The organism is Escherichia sp. 10290 (assembly GCF_030295155.1).
GTDB lineage: Bacteria > Pseudomonadota > Gammaproteobacteria > Enterobacterales > Enterobacteriaceae > Escherichia > Escherichia coli_F.
In genome coordinates this window covers 3,166,233-3,184,496 of record NZ_AP025741.1, presented here as the reverse complement: position 1 = coordinate 3,184,496, position 18,264 = coordinate 3,166,233, and the positions used below count along the sequence as shown (strand labels likewise).

General features: G+C 52.3%; 16 protein-coding genes. 7 read left to right on the top strand and 9 right to left on the bottom strand.

The window, feature by feature from the left end; all coding sequences use genetic code 11:
* Positions 1-4 precede the first annotated feature (4 nt).
* The 4 genes from hyfB to QUE74_RS16090 form a co-directional block, all read right to left on the bottom strand.
* On the bottom strand, positions 5-2,023 hold the full coding sequence (hyfB, locus tag QUE74_RS16105) for a hydrogenase 4 subunit B (protein ID WP_000339441.1): 2,019 nt from the start codon (positions 2,021-2,023) through the stop codon (positions 5-7).
* Positions 2,023-2,640 (bottom strand): hydrogenase 4 subunit HyfA, encoded by a 618-nt coding sequence (gene hyfA / locus QUE74_RS16100; RefSeq protein ID WP_001354812.1) that lies wholly within the window; start codon positions 2,638-2,640, stop codon positions 2,023-2,025. The genes hyfB and hyfA overlap by 1 nt, the downstream gene beginning before the upstream one ends.
* A 252-nt stretch (positions 2,641-2,892) precedes the next feature.
* Positions 2,893-3,363: a thioredoxin-dependent thiol peroxidase gene (bcp, locus tag QUE74_RS16095; protein ID WP_001068682.1), complete on the bottom strand. Its 471-nt coding sequence runs from the start codon at positions 3,361-3,363 to the stop codon at positions 2,893-2,895.
* Positions 3,363-3,935 (bottom strand): glycine cleavage system transcriptional repressor, encoded by a 573-nt coding sequence (locus tag QUE74_RS16090; protein ID WP_000176186.1) that lies wholly within the window; start codon positions 3,933-3,935, stop codon positions 3,363-3,365. The genes bcp and QUE74_RS16090 overlap by 1 nt, the downstream gene beginning before the upstream one ends.
* A gap of 145 nt (positions 3,936-4,080) precedes the next feature.
* Here QUE74_RS16090 and dapA point away from each other — a divergent pair, with 145 nt between their 5' ends.
* From dapA to ypfH, 6 genes are all read left to right on the top strand, one after another.
* Positions 4,081-4,959 (top strand): 4-hydroxy-tetrahydrodipicolinate synthase, encoded by an 879-nt coding sequence (gene dapA / locus QUE74_RS16085; RefSeq protein WP_001295469.1) that lies wholly within the window; start codon positions 4,081-4,083, stop codon positions 4,957-4,959.
* 16 nt (positions 4,960-4,975) lie between these two features.
* The gene (bamC, locus tag QUE74_RS16080) at positions 4,976-6,010 is read left to right on the top strand and encodes an outer membrane protein assembly factor BamC (RefSeq protein ID WP_001297320.1); all 1,035 of its coding nucleotides are present in this window, start codon (positions 4,976-4,978) and stop codon (positions 6,008-6,010) included.
* A 212-nt stretch (positions 6,011-6,222) separates the two neighbouring features.
* Positions 6,223-6,936, top strand: coding sequence for a phosphoribosylaminoimidazolesuccinocarboxamide synthase (gene purC / locus QUE74_RS16075; protein WP_001295467.1), 714 nt, complete (start codon positions 6,223-6,225; stop codon positions 6,934-6,936).
* 167 nt (positions 6,937-7,103) lie between these two features.
* Complete coding sequence (gene ypfJ, locus QUE74_RS16070) at positions 7,104-7,967, top strand: KPN_02809 family neutral zinc metallopeptidase (RefSeq protein ID WP_001267498.1); 864 nt, start codon at positions 7,104-7,106, stop codon at positions 7,965-7,967.
* 14 nt (positions 7,968-7,981) lie between these two features.
* A complete protein-coding gene (gene tmcA, locus QUE74_RS16065) occupies positions 7,982-9,997 on the top strand; it encodes a tRNA cytosine(34) acetyltransferase TmcA (protein ID WP_000829298.1) in 2,016 nt (671 codons plus the stop codon).
* A 73-nt stretch (positions 9,998-10,070) separates the two neighbouring features.
* Positions 10,071-10,772 carry an esterase gene (gene ypfH / locus QUE74_RS16060; protein ID WP_000679813.1) on the top strand — a complete coding sequence of 234 codons (702 nt, stop codon included), beginning with the start codon at positions 10,071-10,073 and terminating at the stop codon, positions 10,770-10,772.
* Between the two features lie 94 nt (positions 10,773-10,866).
* On the opposite strand, the gene QUE74_RS16055 is transcribed toward ypfH, so the two are convergent.
* Genes QUE74_RS16055 through QUE74_RS16045 form a run of 3 tightly spaced genes read right to left on the bottom strand, consistent with a single transcriptional unit; the run spans position 10,867 to position 12,582 of the window.
* A complete protein-coding gene (locus tag QUE74_RS16055; RefSeq protein WP_000383836.1) occupies positions 10,867-11,067 on the bottom strand; it encodes a YpfN family protein in 201 nt (66 codons plus the stop codon).
* A 27-nt stretch (positions 11,068-11,094) separates the two neighbouring features.
* Positions 11,095-12,222, bottom strand: a complete 1,128-nt coding sequence (dapE, locus tag QUE74_RS16050) for a succinyl-diaminopimelate desuccinylase (RefSeq protein WP_001277784.1) — start codon at positions 12,220-12,222, stop codon at positions 11,095-11,097.
* Positions 12,223-12,225: 3 nt separating this feature from the next.
* On the bottom strand, positions 12,226-12,582 hold the full coding sequence (locus tag QUE74_RS16045) for an ArsC family reductase (RefSeq protein ID WP_000258228.1): 357 nt from the start codon (positions 12,580-12,582) through the stop codon (positions 12,226-12,228).
* Between the two features lie 380 nt (positions 12,583-12,962).
* On the opposite strand from QUE74_RS16045, the gene ypfM reads away from it, so the two are divergent.
* The gene (gene ypfM / locus QUE74_RS16040) at positions 12,963-13,022 is read left to right on the top strand and encodes a protein YpfM (protein WP_001386977.1); all 60 of its coding nucleotides are present in this window, start codon (positions 12,963-12,965) and stop codon (positions 13,020-13,022) included.
* A gap of 98 nt (positions 13,023-13,120) precedes the next feature.
* Here the strand turns inward: ypfM and acrD are convergent, their stop codons facing one another.
* Positions 13,121-16,234 (bottom strand): multidrug efflux RND transporter permease AcrD, encoded by a 3,114-nt coding sequence (gene acrD / locus QUE74_RS16035; RefSeq protein WP_001273157.1) that lies wholly within the window; start codon positions 16,232-16,234, stop codon positions 13,121-13,123.
* Positions 16,235-16,397: 163 nt separating this feature from the next.
* Entirely contained in the window at positions 16,398-18,098 is a 1,701-nt protein-coding gene (gene narQ, locus QUE74_RS16030) for a nitrate/nitrite two-component system sensor histidine kinase NarQ (protein WP_001353046.1), read from the bottom strand.
* Positions 18,099-18,264 lie beyond the last annotated feature (166 nt).

The following is an 18,264-nucleotide window of genomic DNA, read 5'->3' as shown; positions in this document are numbered from 1 at the left end:
TTCCTTAGACGGCAATAGCGATTAGCAGCACAACCAGTGCGGCGACCACATACAGGCAATAGAGACGAAAGTCGCCGCTTTGCAGATGCTGTATTTCTTTGGCCAGCCGTTGGGTGGCGCTCACGATGGGGCGGATCACCCGCTCATCCCAAAAGGGTTCTGTGCTCTGAGCCCTGGCGGTGATGTGCGCGAGACCTTTGTTCAGCCTCAGCGTAGGGTCGAGCTGTTGTCGTAGACGAAATAGCGCAGAAAAGACCACACGCAGCGGCTGCATCACGCCATTGCCTGACGGGGCCATCGCATTTTCCCAGCCGTAGCCGCATGCCCAGGCATCTCCTGTGCGACGAAACGCTGCGCGGCGCGAACGACACCACAGCCAGTAAAGGCCAGGCAGCAAAGGCATCGCCAGTAGTAACAGCAACAGTAATGAGGGAGTGACCCGTGTATGAAACGTGCCGGGTACAAGTGCCATTCCGCTGGCGACAGTGACGGAAGGGGTATTGGTAAACGCATGGGCAATGTGCATTATCTTCGGTGCCAGCCAACTGGCACTAAGCGCAATGAATACGCAGAGTGCCGCGAGCAGTAGCATGGCGACGATCATCGTATTTGGCACTTCCTGTGCCTCTTCAGCGTGTGTACTGCGCGGCGCACCACAGAAAGTAATGCCGTACATTTTGACGAAGCACATTACTGCCAGCCCACCAGTGACTGCCAGCATCACCATAGCAATAGGACCCGCAAGTTGTAGCGCTACGGCTTCCACACGACTTAGTGAGAACAGCGACTGCCAGGTGTACCATTCGCTGATAAAACCATTCAGCGGAGGAATGGCTGATATCGCGAGGCAACCAATCAGGCATGCTGCGGCTGTCCACGGCATCCGTTTTGCCAGTGCCCCCATTTTTTCCATGTCGTGGGTATGCAAACGCGAAATAATCGCACCCGCGCCGAGAAATAGCAGCCCTTTGAACAGCGCATGGTTGAGCAGATGAAACAGTGCGCCGAGCAGTCCAACCACGGTGAGCAGCGGGTCGTGCAGTGACAGACCGACCATGGACACACCGACCGCCAGCAAAATAATGCCGACGTTTTCGACGGTACTCCAGGCCAGCAGCCGTTTGATATCCTGTTCCGCCAGCGCATACAGCACGCCCAGGAGCGCGGAGATTGCGCCGATCGCCATCACCAGAATGCCCCACCACAGCGGCAAACCCGTTTGCGCCAGCAGATCCATCGCCACTTTCAGGATGCCGAAAATACCGATTTTGACCATTACGCCAGACATCAACGCCGAAGCGTGCGATGGTGCGGCAGGGTGAGCGCGCGGCAACCAGCTGTGCAACGGCATCATCCCGGCTTTCGCGCCAAAACCGAAGAAGGCCAGCAGGAACACCGCCGACGCCAGCCCCGGAGAAAGTGAAAGCGTGCGGAAACTGGCAAAATCGAGGTTGCCGCTTTCGCGCCACATCAGCAAGAAGGCAATCATAATCAGCACCGATCCGGCGTGGGCGATAAAAAAGTAGAGCATGCCAGCGTTGATTGACGTTTTATCCTGCCTGGCAATGACCAGAAACCAGGAAGACAGCGACATCATTTCAAACAGCACGATGAACCAAAAAGCGTTGTCCATCACCAGCAGGGCAACCATCGATGCGATGAAAAGATTCATAAAGAAGCCCATCGCCGCCGCGCCTTTGCCCTCGTATTCGCGCATATAAGTCAATGAATAGAGCGAACAAACCACCACCAGCAAGGAGATAACCAGCACCATAAATGCCGAGAGGCTATCCATTCGCAGGGTTAAATCGGCAAAGTCAAAAGGCGTGGCAAAACGGGCGACTAAAGTTACGCCTGCATGTAATTGCGTAATTCCGCTGATGATGCCAATCGCGCCGCCCACCAGCGATGTGATGCCGGAAAGCTTAATAGCCAGTCTGTCCAGACCGAGTAAAAACAGCGAAGCCAGACTGGCAAACAGATAGAGGATCAGCGACCAGGTTAATAATTGCAGGGCATCCATTAGCGTTGCTCCTGAGTGAGGGAAAGGGGATCCTCCCCGCCATTGGCAAACCAGCTTGCGGCAAGGCGCTGTTTTTCTTTCATCTGACGTTGCAGGCTATCGTCGGTGATCAGCCGTAACGCATGATTCGGGCAAGCGCGAACGCAGGCCGGACCTTCTGGCAAGAAATCACACAGGTCGCATTTCACCGCGACGCTCTGGACACCCGGTTCCCAGCGCAGCAAAGCATGTTGGGTCGGCGCGTTTTCTTCGCCGTCTTTGAGTGAGCCGTCAGCCTGAAAAACATATTGCGCAGGGGCATTCACCGGACGGCTTCCTGAAGCGCTGATTGCGCCAAATGGGCAGACCACGGCGCAAAGCTTGCAGCCAATACAGAGGCTTTCGTTGAGTTGGATCGCATCATCTCTCTGGGAGATGGCATTGACCGGGCAGACCTGCAGGCAAGGGGCTTCCTCACAGTGATGACACACGACAGGGGCAGTGAGTGTTGACGTCTTCGCCAGGGCCAGGCGCGGGTGTTGCTGTAAACCTTGCGTTTTATGCACGTCCGAACAGGCAGCGAGACAGGTATTACATCCTGTACACCACAGTGGTTCGGCCACCACAAAGCGGTTCATGTCGGCTCCTTGAAAATGATATGAAACATTGCATTTCATATTGCATAAAGGATGCCAGTCTGATTAATTTAATATATTCAATAAGTTATGTATTAACTGGATTCTGAACGGTACAAAAATGATGGTCATTAACGTTCAGCAATAAATGGATTCGACACCCGTGTCGCAGGGGAAAGCGAGAATGTGATCTTGATCACGAGAAGTGAGGTGTGCTGGCCGCAAGCGCAGCCAGCACTGAATGGAGCAAAGTAATCAGGCGTGTTCTTTCAGCCAGTTCAGCACAACGTCGTGGTGATTGCTGGTTTTGAAATCGTCAAAGACATGTTCGATTTTGCCATCAGCGTCAATCAGGAAGCTGATGCGATGAATACCATCGTAGGTTTTGCCCATGAAGGACTTTTCACCCCAGACGCCGAATTGTTCGCACACCTGGTGGTCCTCATCAGACAGGAGCGTAAAGTTAAGCAGCTCTTTTTCCGCAAAACGGGAGAGTTTTTCGGGTTTATCGGTGCTGATACCCAGCACATCAACGCCCGCTTTTTTCAATTCATCCATGTTATCGCGTAAGCCGCAGGCCTGTACGGTACAGCCGGGAGTCATGGCTTTTGGGTAAAAATAAACCAGAACACGCTGTCCCTGGAAGTCGGTCAAATTAACTTGTTCTCCGTCTTGATCCGGCAAGCTAAATTTCGGTGCGATATCACCGGCTTTCAGTGGATTCATTACTTAACTCCATCCTGTTCATCATGTGGGGAATAATTGACGACGTTTATACTGCCTTGTGCATTGAGTTCTGTACATAGGGCTTTAAACGCTTGCTCAATATTTGCTGCATCCGCAGAGGCGGGACTGTGGGCGGTTATCTGAATATGCAACTGTGCAGCCCGTTCATTTTCAGCAGGTTGCGTGCGCGACACCAGCTCCGCAATGTTCATATGGTGCGCGTCGAAAAGTGCCGTGAAGCGTTCAATTAAATGCGGGGAGTCTGCCACATCGACCTGAACCCAGACAGATGCTGGCATTGGCGGACGCGGACGCGCCGTCGTGCGCTTCATCACGATTAAAAGATCCAGTTCGGCACCTTTCAACGGTAACGTTGATTCAATCAGAGTAATGGCATTCCATGAACCGGAAAGCAGCATGATAAACGTGAACTCTTCTCCCAGCATCGCCAGGCGACTGTCTTCAATATTACAGCCGCAACTACTGACATGACGGGTGATGGTGTTCACAATTCCAGGGCGATCGGCACCCAACGCAGTGATCACCAGATAATGTTGCGATGACAGTGTCAAACTGGTTATTCCTTTAAGGGGTGAGTTGTTCTTAAGGAAAGCATAAAAAAAACATGCATACAACAATCAGAACGGTTCTGTCTGCTTGCTTTTAATGCCTTACCAAACGTACCATTGAGACACTTGTTTGCACAGAGGATGGCCCATGTTCACGGGAAGTATTGTCGCGATTGTTACTCCGATGGATGAAAAAGGTAATGTCTGTCGGGCTAGCTTGAAAAAACTGATTGATTATCATGTCGCCAGCGGTACTTCGGCGATCGTTTCTGTTGGCACCACTGGCGAGTCCGCTACCTTAAATCATGACGAACATGCTGATGTGGTGATGATGACGCTGGAGCTGGCTGACGGGCGCATTCCGGTAATTGCAGGGACCGGCGCTAACGCTACTGCGGAAGCCATTAGCCTGACGCAGCGCTTCAATGACAGTGGTATCGTCGGCTGTCTGACGGTAACCCCTTACTATAATCGTCCGTCGCAAGAAGGTTTGTATCAGCATTTCAAAGCCATCGCTGAACATACTGACCTGCCACAAATTCTGTATAATGTGCCGTCCCGTACTGGTTGCGATCTGCTCCCGGAAACGGTGGGCCGTCTGGCGAAAGTAAAAAATATTATCGGAATCAAAGAGGCTACAGGGAACTTAACGCGTGTAAACCAGATCAAAGAGCTGGTTTCAGATGATTTTGTTCTGCTGAGCGGCGATGATGCGAGCGCGCTGGACTTCATGCAATTAGGCGGTCATGGGGTTATTTCCGTTACGGCTAACGTCGCAGCGCGTGATATGGCCCAGATGTGCAAACTGGCGGCAGAAGGGCATTTTGCCGAGGCACGCGTTATTAATCAGCGTCTGATGCCATTACACAACAAACTATTTGTCGAACCCAATCCAATCCCGGTGAAATGGGCATGTAAGGAATTGGGTCTTGTGGCGACCGATACGCTGCGCCTGCCAATGACTCCAATCACCGACAGTGGTCGTGAGACGGTCAGAGCGGCGCTTAAGCATGCCGGTTTGCTGTAAAGTTTAGGGAGATTTGATGGCTTACTCTGTTCAAAAGTCGCGCCTGGCAAAGGTTGCGGGTGTTTCGCTTGTTTTATTACTCGCAGCCTGTAGTTCTGACTCACGCTATAAGCGTCAGGTCAGTGGTGATGAAGCCTACCTGGAAGCGGCACCGCTTGCGGAGCTTCATGCCCCGGCTGGAATGATTTTGCCGGTGACCTCCGGTGATTATGCAATCCCGGTGACCAACGGTAGTGGTGCTGTCGGTAAGGCGCTGGACATTCGTCCACCAGCCCAGCCGCTGGCACTGGTTTCTGGCGCGCGTACCCAGTTCACGGGCGATACCGCTTCATTGCTGGTGGAAAATGGTCGTGGCAATACTCTGTGGCCGCAGGTGGTTAGCGTGCTGCAGGCGAAAAACTACACCATCACCCAACGTGATGATGCGGGTCAGACGCTGACCACCGATTGGGTACAATGGAACCGTCTGGACGAAGACGAGCAGTATCGTGGTCGTTATCAAATCTCTGTTAAGCCGCAGGGTTATCAGCAGGCGGTTACGGTTAAACTGCTGAACCTGGAACAGGCGGGCAAACCGGTTGCAGACGCGGCTTCCATGCAGCGTTACAGCACGGAGATGATGAACGTTATTTCCGCCGGTCTGGATAAATCTGCCACTGACGCCGCGAACGCTGCGCAAAATCGTGCCTCCACCACTATGGACGTACAAAGTGCAGCTGATGACACCGGTTTACCGATGCTGGTCGTACGCGGGCCGTTCAATGTGGTTTGGCAACGTCTGCCAGCGGCGCTGGAAAAAGTGGGCATGAAAGTGACCGACAGCACCCGTTCGCAGGGCAACATGGCCGTAACTTACAAGCCGCTGTCTGACAGCGACTGGCAGGAACTGGGCGCGAGCGATCCAGGCCTGGCATCCGGTGACTATAAACTGCAGGTTGGCGATTTAGATAACCGCAGCAGCCTACAGTTCATCGATCCGAAAGGTCATACTCTGACTCAGAGTCAGAACGACGCGCTGGTAGCTGTCTTCCAGGCTGCGTTTAGCAAGTAAAAATACAGGGCTGGAGTCATCCGGCCCTTTTTTCTGATATGATACGCAAACGTGTGCGTCGGCAGAAAAATGCGATTTTGGCGGTAATTCGCACGAAATTTGTTTGTCGGACGTAGGGCGGATAAGGCGTTCTTGCCGCATCCGACAAAACATCCGGCACACCAGACAGCAAAAGATTTTAAAACGTTAATTCACACCCAGGAGTGATAAAGATGCAAAAGCAAGCTGAGTTGTATCGTGGTAAAGCGAAAACCGTATACAGCACGGAAAACCCGGACCTGTTGGTGCTCGAATTCCGCAATGATACGTCAGCAGGGGATGGCGCGCGCATTGAGCAGTTTGATCGCAAAGGTATGGTGAACAACAAGTTCAACTACTTCATTATGAGCAAACTGGCTGAAGCGGGTATCCCGACTCAAATGGAGCGTCTGCTCTCCGATACCGAATGTCTGGTGAAAAAGCTGGATATGGTGCCGGTTGAGTGTGTCGTGCGTAACCGTGCTGCTGGCTCTCTGGTGAAACGTCTTGGAATCGAAGAAGGTATTGAGCTGAACCCGCCGCTGTTCGATCTGTTCCTGAAAAACGACGCCATGCACGATCCGATGGTCAACGAATCTTACTGCGAAACCTTTGGCTGGGTGAGCAAAGAGAATCTGGCGCGTATGAAAGAGCTAACCTACAAAGCGAACGACGTGCTGAAAAAACTGTTCGATGATGCTGGTCTCATTCTGGTCGACTTCAAGCTGGAGTTTGGTCTGTACAAAGGCGAAGTGGTTCTGGGCGATGAGTTCTCCCCGGACGGCAGCCGCCTGTGGGACAAAGAAACGCTGGAGAAAATGGATAAAGACCGTTTCCGCCAGAGCCTCGGTGGCCTGATCGAAGCCTATGAAGCCGTTGCCCGCCGCCTGGGTGTACAGCTGGACTGATTTTTCTATTCATCATCTTGCCGTGCTGCTGGCACGGCAAGACAACCGCGCTCATAAGATGTGCATTGAACGCTCATTCCTCCGCCATTTCATTCCGCTTTCCTGTGGTAATCTTCCTCTGAACCACCTACGATCATTTCTATAATGAATATATTGTTGAGGTATCTATGCGTTGGCAAGGGCGACGTGAAAGTGACAATGTTGAAGACAGGCGCAATAGCTCCGGTGGTCCGTCAATGGGCGGTCCCGGTTTCCGTCTGCCAAGCGGTAAAGGCGGGCTGATTTTACTGATAGTCGTGCTGGTTGCAGGCTACTATGGCGTTGATTTAACTGGGTTGATGACCGGACAGCCGGTTTCCCAACAGCAATCAACGCGGTCAATTAGCCCAAATGAAGACGAAGCCGCAAAATTCACCTCGGTGATTCTGGCAACCACCGAAGACACCTGGGGACAGCAGTTCGAGAAGATGGGTAAGACCTATCAGCAACCGAAGCTGGTCATGTACCGTGGAATGACGCGCACCGGCTGCGGGGCGGGCCAGTCCATTATGGGGCCGTTCTATTGCCCGGCGGATGGCACGGTTTATATCGATCTCTCCTTCTATGATGACATGAAAGACAAACTTGGCGCGGATGGCGATTTTGCCCAGGGGTACGTTATCGCCCATGAAGTCGGTCATCATGTGCAGAAACTGTTAGGCATCGAGCCGAAAGTCCGTCAACTGCAACAAAACGCGACGCAGGCGGAAGTGAACCGCTTATCTGTACGTATGGAACTCCAGGCCGACTGTTTTGCCGGTGTCTGGGGGCATAGCATGCAGCAGCAAGGCGTTCTGGAAACCGGCGATCTGGAAGAAGCGCTGAACGCGGCGCAGGCCATCGGCGATGACCGTTTACAGCAGCAAAGTCAGGGGCGAGTCGTACCAGACAGTTTCACTCATGGCACTTCTCAGCAACGCTACAGCTGGTTTAAACGTGGTTTCGACAGCGGCGATCCGGCACAATGCAATACTTTTGGTAAAAGCATTTAACTTTCGGGGCAGGGATGGCTGAACTGACTGCGCTTCACCCATTAACAGCGCAAATGAAACGTGAAGGGATCCGCCGCTTGCTGGTGTTGAGCGGGGAAGAACGTTGGTGCTTTAACCTTGCGCTTAAGTTGAGTGATGCCTTACCTGGCGACTGGTTGTGGGTTTCGCCGCAGCCAGTCGCTGAAAACCACTGTACTCCCTCGGCGCTACAAACTTTACTTGGACGCGAATTCCGGCATGCGATATTCGACGCCCGCCAGGGCTTTGATGCCGCTGCCTTTGCTGCACTTAGCGGAACGTTGAAAGCCGGAAGCTGGCTGGTGTTGTTACTCCCTGTATGGGAAGAGTGGGAAAACCAACCTGATGCCGACTCGCTGCGCTGGAGTGATTGCCCTGACCCTATTGCGACGCCGCATTTTGTCCGGCACCTCAAACGCGTACTTACGGCGGATCACGATGCTATCCTCTGGCGGCAAAACCAGCAGTTCACGTTGACGCATTTTATTCCCCGTACTGACTGGCAACCCGCGACCGGCGCACCACAACCAGAACAACAGCAACTCTTACAGCAGCTACTCACCATGCCGCCGGGTGTGTCAGCGGTAACTGCTGCGCGTGGGCGCGGTAAGTCGGCGCTGGCAGGGCAACTCATTTCTCGTATTGCGGGCAGTGCGATTGTCACCGCGCCTGCAAAAGCGGCAACGGATGTACTGGCACAATTTGCGGGCGAAAAGTTTCGCTTTATTGCGCCGGATGCCTTGTTAGCCAGCGATGAGCAAGCCGACTGGCTGGTGGTCGATGAAGCCGCAGCCATACCTGCGCCGTTGTTGCATCAACTGGTATCGCGTTTTCCTCGAACGTTGTTAACCACTACGGTACAGGGCTACGAAGGTACCGGACGTGGTTTTTTGCTGAAATTTTGTGCGCGTTTCCCGCATTTACACCGTTTCGAATTGCAACAGCCGATCCGCTGGGCGCAGGGATGCCCGCTGGAAAAAATGGTCAGCGAGGCACTGGTTTTTGACGATGAAAACTTCACCCATACACCACAAGGCAATATCGTCATTTCCGCTTTTGAACAGACCTTATGGCGAAGCGATCCGGATACACCGTTAAAGGTATATCAGCTATTGTCTGGCGCGCACTACCGGACCTCGCCGCTGGATTTACGCCGCATGATGGATGCACCTGGGCAACATTTTTTCCAGGCGGCTTGTGAAAACGAGATCGCCGGGGCGCTGTGGCTGGTGGATGAGGGCGGATTATCTCAAGAACTCAGCCAGGCGGTATGGGCAGGTTTTCGTCGCCCGCGCGGTAATCTGGTAGCCCAGTCGCTGGCGGCGCACGGCAGCAATCCACAGGCAGCGACATTGCGCGGACGGCGGGTCAGCAGGATAGCAGTTCATCCAGCTCGTCAGCGTGAAGGCATTGGGCAACAGCTTATTGCCCGTGCTTTAAATTATACGCATGACCTCGACTATCTTTCGGTGAGTTTTGGCTACACCGCGGAGTTATGGCGTTTCTGGCAACGCTGCGGTTTTGTGCTGGTGCGAATGGGTAATCATCGTGAAGCCAGCAGCGGTTGCTATACGGCGATGGCACTGTTACCGATGAGTGATGCGGGTAAACAGCTGGCTGAACGTGAGCATTACCGTTTACGTCGCGATGTGCATGCTCTCACGCAGTGGAATGGCGAAACGCTCCCCGTCGATCCACGAAATGATGCCGTCCTTTCTAAGGACGACTGGCTTGAACTGGCCGGTTTTGCTTTTGCTCATCGTCCGCTATTAACGTCGTTAGGTTGCTTAACGCGTCTGCTACAAACCAGTGAACTGGCATTACCGGCGCTGCGTGGTCGTTTACAGAAAAACGCCATTGACGCGCAGTTATGTACCACACTTAAACTTTCAGGCCGCAAGATGTTACTGGCCCGTCAGCGAGAGGAGGCCGCGCAGGCGCTGTTCGCACTTGATAATGTTCGCACTGAGCGTCTGCGCGATCGCATAACGCAATGGCAATTTTTTCACTGACTCCTTCAATTTTCTCCCATGGTCATTGTGAGTCAGCGGCGTAAAATTAATGACATCAGTTAAGGAGTTCGCCATGAAACATGACCATTTTGTTGTTCAAAGCCCGGATAAACCTGCACAACAGTTGTTACTGCTTTTCCACGGTGTCGGGGATAACCCGGTAGCGATGGGTGAGATCGGCAGCTGGTTTGCGCCGCTGTTTCCTGATGCACTGGTGGTGAGCGTCGGTGGCGCGGAGCCGAGCGGTAATCCGGCGGGGCGTCAGTGGTTTTCGGTACAGGGTATTACGGAAGATAATCGCCAGGCGCGTGTGGATGCCATCATGCCGACGTTTATTGAGACGGTGCGCTACTGGCAGAAACAGAGCGGAGTAGGGGCTAACGCCACGGCGCTAATCGGTTTCTCACAAGGCGCGATTATGGCACTGGAGAGCATTAAAGCCGAACCGGGTCTTGCTTCGCGCGTCATTGCCTTTAACGGACGTTACGCCAGCTTGCCGGAAACCGCGTCTACAGCCACGACAATTCACCTGATTCATGGCGGTGAAGATCCGGTTATCGATCTGGCGCATGCGGTTGCGGCGCAGGAAGCGTTAATCAGTGCCGGTGGTGACGTGACGCTGGATATTGTGGAGGATTTAGGCCATGCAATCGACAATCGCAGTATGCAATTTGCCCTGGATCACTTGCGTTATACCATACCGAAACATTATTTCGACGAAGCGCTAAGTGGTGGCAAACCTGGCGATGATGATGTAATTGAAATGATGCAATAATAGCCTGGTAGGCCTGATAAGACGCGTGAGCGTCGCATCAGGCATCGTTCACCATTGCCGGATGCGGCATTAACGCCTTATCCGGCCACTTAGCTTACTTCTTCGGTTGATCCTTTTTCGGCCAATCGTCGTCATCGTCCCACTTATCGTTGAAATCACGATGCGGGGGAAGCTCCGGCTTGTTGGCGAGAAATTTCTTATGGTCGACGCGCTTGAGATCTTTAATCACGTTCAGCAGGACGCCAACCAAAAAGACAATCACCAGAATCCACCAATATTTAGCCAGCCAGTCCATGCTTATTTCCTCTTGCAGAACCACTCATCAGGCGACGAGCTGTTCCATGATACGTTGATACATACGGGCAAGTAGCTGCAGGTCGGCAGCGTTCACACATTCATTAATTTTATGAATAGTGGCATTGACCGGCCCGAGTTCCACCACCTGCGCCCCCATGCGGGCAATAAAGCGCCCGTCAGACGTTCCGCCTGTGGTCAGTAGCTGCGGTTTAATTTCATTATAGTGCTCAACCGCGTTAACGACCGCATCCACCAGTTTGCCGCGCGCGGTCAAAAATGGCTGCCCGGAAAGCCACCAATCCACCGTATAACGCAGTTGATGTTTTTCAAGCAGGGCAAGCACCTGCGCTTTGATCATCTCATCCGTCAGTTCGGTGCTAAAGCGGAAGTTAAACTGCACAAACAGTTCACCCGGAATAACGTTGTTACTGCCCGTTCCCGCCTGAATATTGGCAATCTGCATACTGGTCGCCGGGAAAAATTCATTACCCTGATCCCACTCGATAGCCACTAGCTCATTTAGGAAAGGTGCTGCGCGATGTACCGGGTTGTCAGCCAGATGCGGGTAGGCTACATGCCCCTGCACGCCATGAATGGTGAGGTTGCAGGTTAACGATCCGCGACGACCATTTTTCACCACGTCACCAACCACTTCGATGCTCGATGGTTCGCCGACCAGGCAGTAATCGAGACGCTCATTACGCGCCATTAACGCTTCGACGACTTTTACCGTACCGTTGTGGGCACTGGCTTCTTCATCAGAAGTGATCAGGAATGCCAGTCGACCTGTATGGTTGGGATGTTGCGCGACAAAACGTTCTGCTGCTACCACCATCGCCGCCAGTGAGCCTTTCATATCTGCCGCGCCGCGCCCGAACAACATGCCGTCACGAATGGTTGGTTCAAACGGCGGATTAATCCAACGGTCTGCGTCGCCAGGCGGTACCACGTCGGTATGTCCGGCAAAGGCTAACGTTTCGCCCTGCCCACGCCACGCCCAAAAGTTTTGCGTATCGGCAAAGTCCATGCGTTCAACGGTAAAACCGATCGCCTGCAGACGTTCGATCATGATTGCCTGACATCCCGCATCATCAGGGCTTAAGGATGGGCGGCGAATAAGCTGCTGGGTCAGCTCAATAACCGGGCACGACATAGACTACACCTCATGGAAAAATTGCTGATAACTGGAATCACTGAAACCCAGCAGCATAGGCTTCCCGGGCGCACAGAGCAATGGGCGTTTGATAATTGCAGGCATTTCAGTCATTAATGCCGCCGCAGAGGCCGCATCGGTGATTTTATTGCGGGTGGTTTCGTCCAGTTTACGCCAGGTTGTACCACGGGTGTTGAGTAACGCTTGCCAGCCTAATTCGTTGATAAAACCGTTCAATAATCCGCTGTCCAGCCCATCAATGCGGTAATCATGAAAACGATAGGCGATGTTATTGGCTTCCAGCCAACGGCGAGCCTTTTTAATGGTGTCACAATTTTTGATGCCGTAAAGTGTAACCATAATGAATCCTTTTTCGATTTATGAGAATAAATACTCATTTAAGGGTGAAAACATTTTGCCTGCAAATCATTATCAAGAAATATAACATTATCGAAGTATTCAAATTAACAACTATTAAATAATATTAAACATTTTTAACGTAAGCATTAAGAATATTCATCTTGTTATCTGCCTGTATTTTAAACAGAATTAAACCAGTACTAGATTCCGTATGAATATCTCGAAATGTTGCTGTGTATCACATACAAATCATTGCTGCAGGACCATAGTATTTACATAAAGTTTGTCCCCCGGAGGTAGTCATCGCAGCAATCGAGTAAATTAGCTTCACCACGGTATATTGTTTCCGTAGAATACCCATAATTATAAGAGAGGTTGTTATGATTGAACGTGAACTGGGGAACTGGAAAGACTTTATCGAAGTTATGCTTCGTAAGTAATTCCTGAGACAAAGTACAAACAGAAAGTACCTGCTGAACAGGTTCTTTATCGGAAAGTTGAAAAAGGCGACACATTGGTATGTCGCCTTTTTAATTGCTTATTCCGGGCGTGGCTTCAGCGGGAAGCGGCGGCGTACCAACACAAAGAACAGCGGCACGAAGTAAATAGCCAGAATCGTGGCCGAAATCATCCCGCCCATTACGCCAGTACCCACCGCATGCTGGCCACCGGAACCGGCCCCTGTGCTGGTTGCCATTGGCAATACGCCGAAGATAAAGGCCAGAGAGGTCATCAGAATCGGACGTAAACGCTGACGGCAGGCGTGGAGCGTCGCTTCAAACAGGTCGTGGCCTTTTTGGTTCATCTCGTTAGCAAACTCGACGATAAGGATGGCGTTTTTCGCCGATAAACCAATCACCGTTAACAGGCCTACCTGGAAGTAAACGTCGTTTTCCAGCCCGCGCAGCCATGTTGCCAGCAGCGCGCCGATAACGCCCAGCGGCACGACCAGCATCACCGAGAACGGCACCGACCAGCTTTCATACAGCGCCGCCAGACACAGGAATACCACCAGCAATGAAATGGCATACAGCGCCGGAGCCTGCGCGCCGGAGAGTCGCTCCTGATACGACATCGCCGTCCATTCCAAACCAAAGCCGCTTGGCAACTGCTTCACTAACGATTCCATAATATCCATTGCCGTACCGGTGCTGACCCCCGGCGCGGCTTCCCCGACAATCTCTACCGCTGAATAACCGTTATAGCGTTCCAGACGCGGCGAGCCTGTTTCCCAGCGTGAGGTCGCGAAAGCAGAGAAGGGGACCATGCCACCATCTTTATTTCGTACATACCAGAGATTGATGTCATCTGGCAGCATGCGATATGGCGCAGCTGCCTGCACATAGACTTTCTTCACGCGACCGCGATCCATAAAGTCATTCACATAGCTCGAACCCCACGCGGTTTGCAGCGTGTCGTTAATATCGTCGATAGCAACGCCCAGCGCCTGAGCTTTACGCTGATCGATATCAATCTGCAACTGCGGACTGTCGTCGAGGCCGTTATGGCGTACACGGGTTAACTCCGGATTTTCCGCCGCCAGAGCCAGCAACTGGTTACGTGCTGCCATCAGCGCATCGTGACCCGCACCAGCGTGGTCCTGCAACTCCATATCAAAACCCGCAGAACTGCCAAGGCCACTAATTGCTGGCGGGCTGCTGGCGATAACGCGAGCTTCTTTAATCTTATTAAATTCCTTCGTTGCACGTTCGATAATGGCAAACGAGGTGCCGGTCTTACTGTCGCGTTCGCTCCAGTCTTTCAGGCGGATAAACATTCGCGCCACGTTTTGCCCGTTACCCCCAGGGCCAGAACCAACGGTGGCAAACACTGACATGATGTTGTCTTTTTCATGGGTGAAGTAATATTTCTCGATTTGCTCAACGACTTTCAGGGTCTGTTGTTGGGTTGAACCGCTGGGCAACTGTACCGAGGTAGTAAACATGCCACGGTCTTCCAGCGGCAAGAACGACGTCGGCAAACGCAGGAACAGGAACACCATGCCGCCAAGCAGCAGGACATAAATCACAATCCAGCGCAGGCTACGGTGGAGAATTTTTGCTACCCCTTTTTCGTAGCGTTCGGCGTTGCGGTTAAACATCTGGTTAAACCAGGCAAAAAAGCCTTTTTGCCCGTGATGCTCACCTTTTTTCAGTGGCTTAAGTAGCGTGGCGCACAGAGCCGGAGTGAGGATCATCGCTACCAGTACTGACAGCACCATCGCCGCAACAATGGTAATAGAGAACTGGCGATAGATAGCTCCGGTGGTGCCGCCGAAGAAGGCCATTGGCACAAATACCGCCGACAGCACCATCGCAATCCCGACCAGTGCTCCCTGGATCTGCCCCATCGATTTACGTGTGGCTTCGCGAGGAGTGAGTCCTTCCTCACTCATAATACGTTCGACGTTTTCCACCACCACGATGGCGTCATCCACCAGCAGACCGATCGCCAGCACCATCGCGAACATGGTTAAGGTGTTGACGCTGTAACCGAAGGCGTAAAGTACGGAGAAGGTTCCCATCAACACCACCGGCACGGCGATAGTTGGTATCAGCGTGGCACGGAAGTTTTGCAAGAACAGATACATAACGAGGAAAACCAGGGCGATAGCTTCCAGCAGCGTTTTCACCACGTCTTCAATGGAGGCTTTAACAAATGAGGTGGTTTCATATGCCACCTTGTATTCCAGTCCATGTGGGAAGTACTGCGCCAGTTCGTCGAGACGATTGAGTACCAGCTCCGCTGTTGCCATTTCGTTCGCGCCGGAGGCCAGTTTTACCCCCAGCCCGGAGGCTGGCTTACCGTTGAAGCGGCTGAGATAATCGTATTTCTCTGCCCCCATTTCGACGGTGGCGACATCGCCCAGCCTTACTTCTGAGCCGTCCTGATTCACCCGTAAGGTGATATCGCGGAACTGTTCTGGTGTTTGCAGCAGTGACTGGGCGTTAATGGTGGCGTTGAGCGCCTGCTTATCGACGGAAGGCGTACCACCAAGTTGCCCAACCGCAATCTGCGCGTTCTGTGACTCAATGGCATCAGTGACATCTTTAGCCGTCATCTGAAAACTGTTGAGTTTCGCCGGGTCCAGCCAGATACGCATTGAATATTGCGAACCATAGGCATCGATATCCCCGACGCCATTCACGCGGCTTAATGGGTCCTGAATATTACTGGCAACGTAATCGGCAATATCCTGCTTATCCATCGAACCATCGGTAGAGACGAAGGCAATGGTAAGAATGTTGGTATCGCCGGTTTTACGCACCGTCACGCCCTGATTTTGCACCGCCTGCGGCAACTTTCGCATGGCTGATTGCAGCTGGTTTTGTACTTGCTGCACTGCTTCGTCCGGATCGGTGCCCGCTTTAAAACTTAAGGTGACAGATGCCTGACCGGTGCCACTGCTTTGAGACGACATATACATGAGATTATCGAGGCCGGTCATATTTTGCTCGATAACCTGGGTCACGGTGTTTTCCAGCGTCTGAGCCGATGCGCCGGGGTAGTTAGCGGTTACTCGCACGTTAGGCGGTGCAAGATCCGGGTATTGTTCAACGGGCAATGAGAAAATCGCCAGGGTTCCTGTCAGACACAACAGGATTGCCAGCACCCAGGCAAAAATGGGGCGATCAATAAAGAAATTCGCCATTAAAAGAGGACCTCGTGTTTCTGCGTATTGTTGTTGGCATGCCTTGCTTCACTGTAGCGGCAAGGTACGGACCAATCGTGGAGAAAAAAAGGAGTTAATGTAAATTATCATGCCCTTTTATACTGAACCTTAAGTGCAAGTATTCTTTGGTAAGTAGGTGGCATTACATTAGCTGGCTTTCCTCACCCTCCGCAGAGCGAAAGCTAATACTCACTAACGTGCCGCCACCGGAAGGTTGTGAAAAAGTCAGCGTTCCACCCAGTCGTTCCGCGCGTTCGCGCATAATATTCAGACCATAGTGACCTTCGGGTTCTTTCGGTTCTCCGATGCCAATCCCGTTATCACGGATATAGACTGTGTGATTGCCGTCCGGCGCGGTGACGCAACTAACGGCTATTTCGCTGGCGTTGGCGTGCTTCATCGCATTGAGTACCGCTTCGCGAATAATTTGCAACAAATGCACCTGCATTTGCGCATCCAGCGCCAGTGTTGGCAGACGGCAGTCGAGAGTCAGTTTTGCGCTGGTTTGATTTTGTAACGTATCCAGCATTTCCCGCAACGCGGAGGGAAGATCCGCTTGCTGCAGCGTCAGGCGGAACGTGGTCAACAGCTCGCGTAACTGTCGATAAGCATCATTCAATGCCTGGGAGAAATCGGCCATGATATTTTGTGCGGTGGCGTTATCTTCCGGTATCGAACGTTTAAGTAACGTCAACTGGATACGTAAGTAAGAAAGCACCTGGGCCAGCGAATCATGTAATTCCCGTGCGATGGTGGCACGTTCTTCCATCAACAGTAACTGCTGAAAATGCTTCTGCGCCTGATTAAAGTACAAACCGCGCCCCAGCATCGACGAAACGCTGTTAAGCAGCGGTTCTGATGATGACACGTGGCTATTTTGCCAGTGCAGTTCGCCGTAAACCGTCTCTTGCATCGTTACCGGTAAAATCTGCATCGGCAATTCGGGGTTTGGTTTCCCTTCACTAATCCGCCAGTTTTCACCGACATTCAACTCCAGATATTCAGCCGCTTCATTGTCGCGAACAATCTGCAAAATATGGCGGAAACAATGCACATCTATCTGGCTGGTGTTCAGCGCCTGCGAACACTGATACAACACCTCCAGGCGACGCTTGGCCTCGTGGAGATCACGGGTTTTTTCTTCTACTGAAGCTTCCAGCGAACGATACAATTTATGCAGCTCGCTCGACATCTGGTTAAAGGTTTTGGCCAACAGTCCCAGCTCATTGGGCAGACTGGTATCCAGCGGCGGCGAATCGAACTGGCCGTGTTCAATACGCTGACTGGCGGTAACCAGCTGATTCAGCGGGGCAACCACCTGATGGCGTATGCGGCGCAGAGTAAAAAAGACCAGCGTGAAAATACCGATGCCGCCAGCCAGGGAGATCGCCACCACCAGCAGCATTTTGCGTTCGGCGTAGTGCTGTAAAGCCAGCACGAACAGGTCTATCTGATTAACATAATTATTAATATTGGCCTGATACCACGGCAAATCGCCCTTGCTGAGCCGATTATTCATCTCCAGCCAGTTGGCATTCAGATGCGCATAGCGGGTTTTTACTGCCTCTGGCACATACCAGACGTTGAGATTGGTTAACACCGGTGAGTGCAGTGCCTGTTGGAACAGCTGGCGATGCGCATTGAGTTGTGGACTGCCGCTTTGCAAGTCGTAGCCCAGGCGGTAACTCTGCATACGCAACGATCCGGCAATATTGATAGCCTCAGCGTCGCGCAAACTGCTCGCCAGAGTTAGCAGTGCGATACCCGTGGAAAGAATCGACAGCAGCACAATGTAAAAAAAGGCCCGGGCCAGACTGGCCGAGACGGGGCGTTTAACAATCACACGCGTCTTCTCCACATAAAATCATTAATGTTCCAGTTTGCTGAAATGCAATTTAATCAGTGATGGGATTATTTGATCTGCCACAGTTTATAGCGAAATAGTGACTTATTCTGGGCACATGAACATTGCCGATTCCCCTGTAAGTCGGGTAATAACAACACTCATA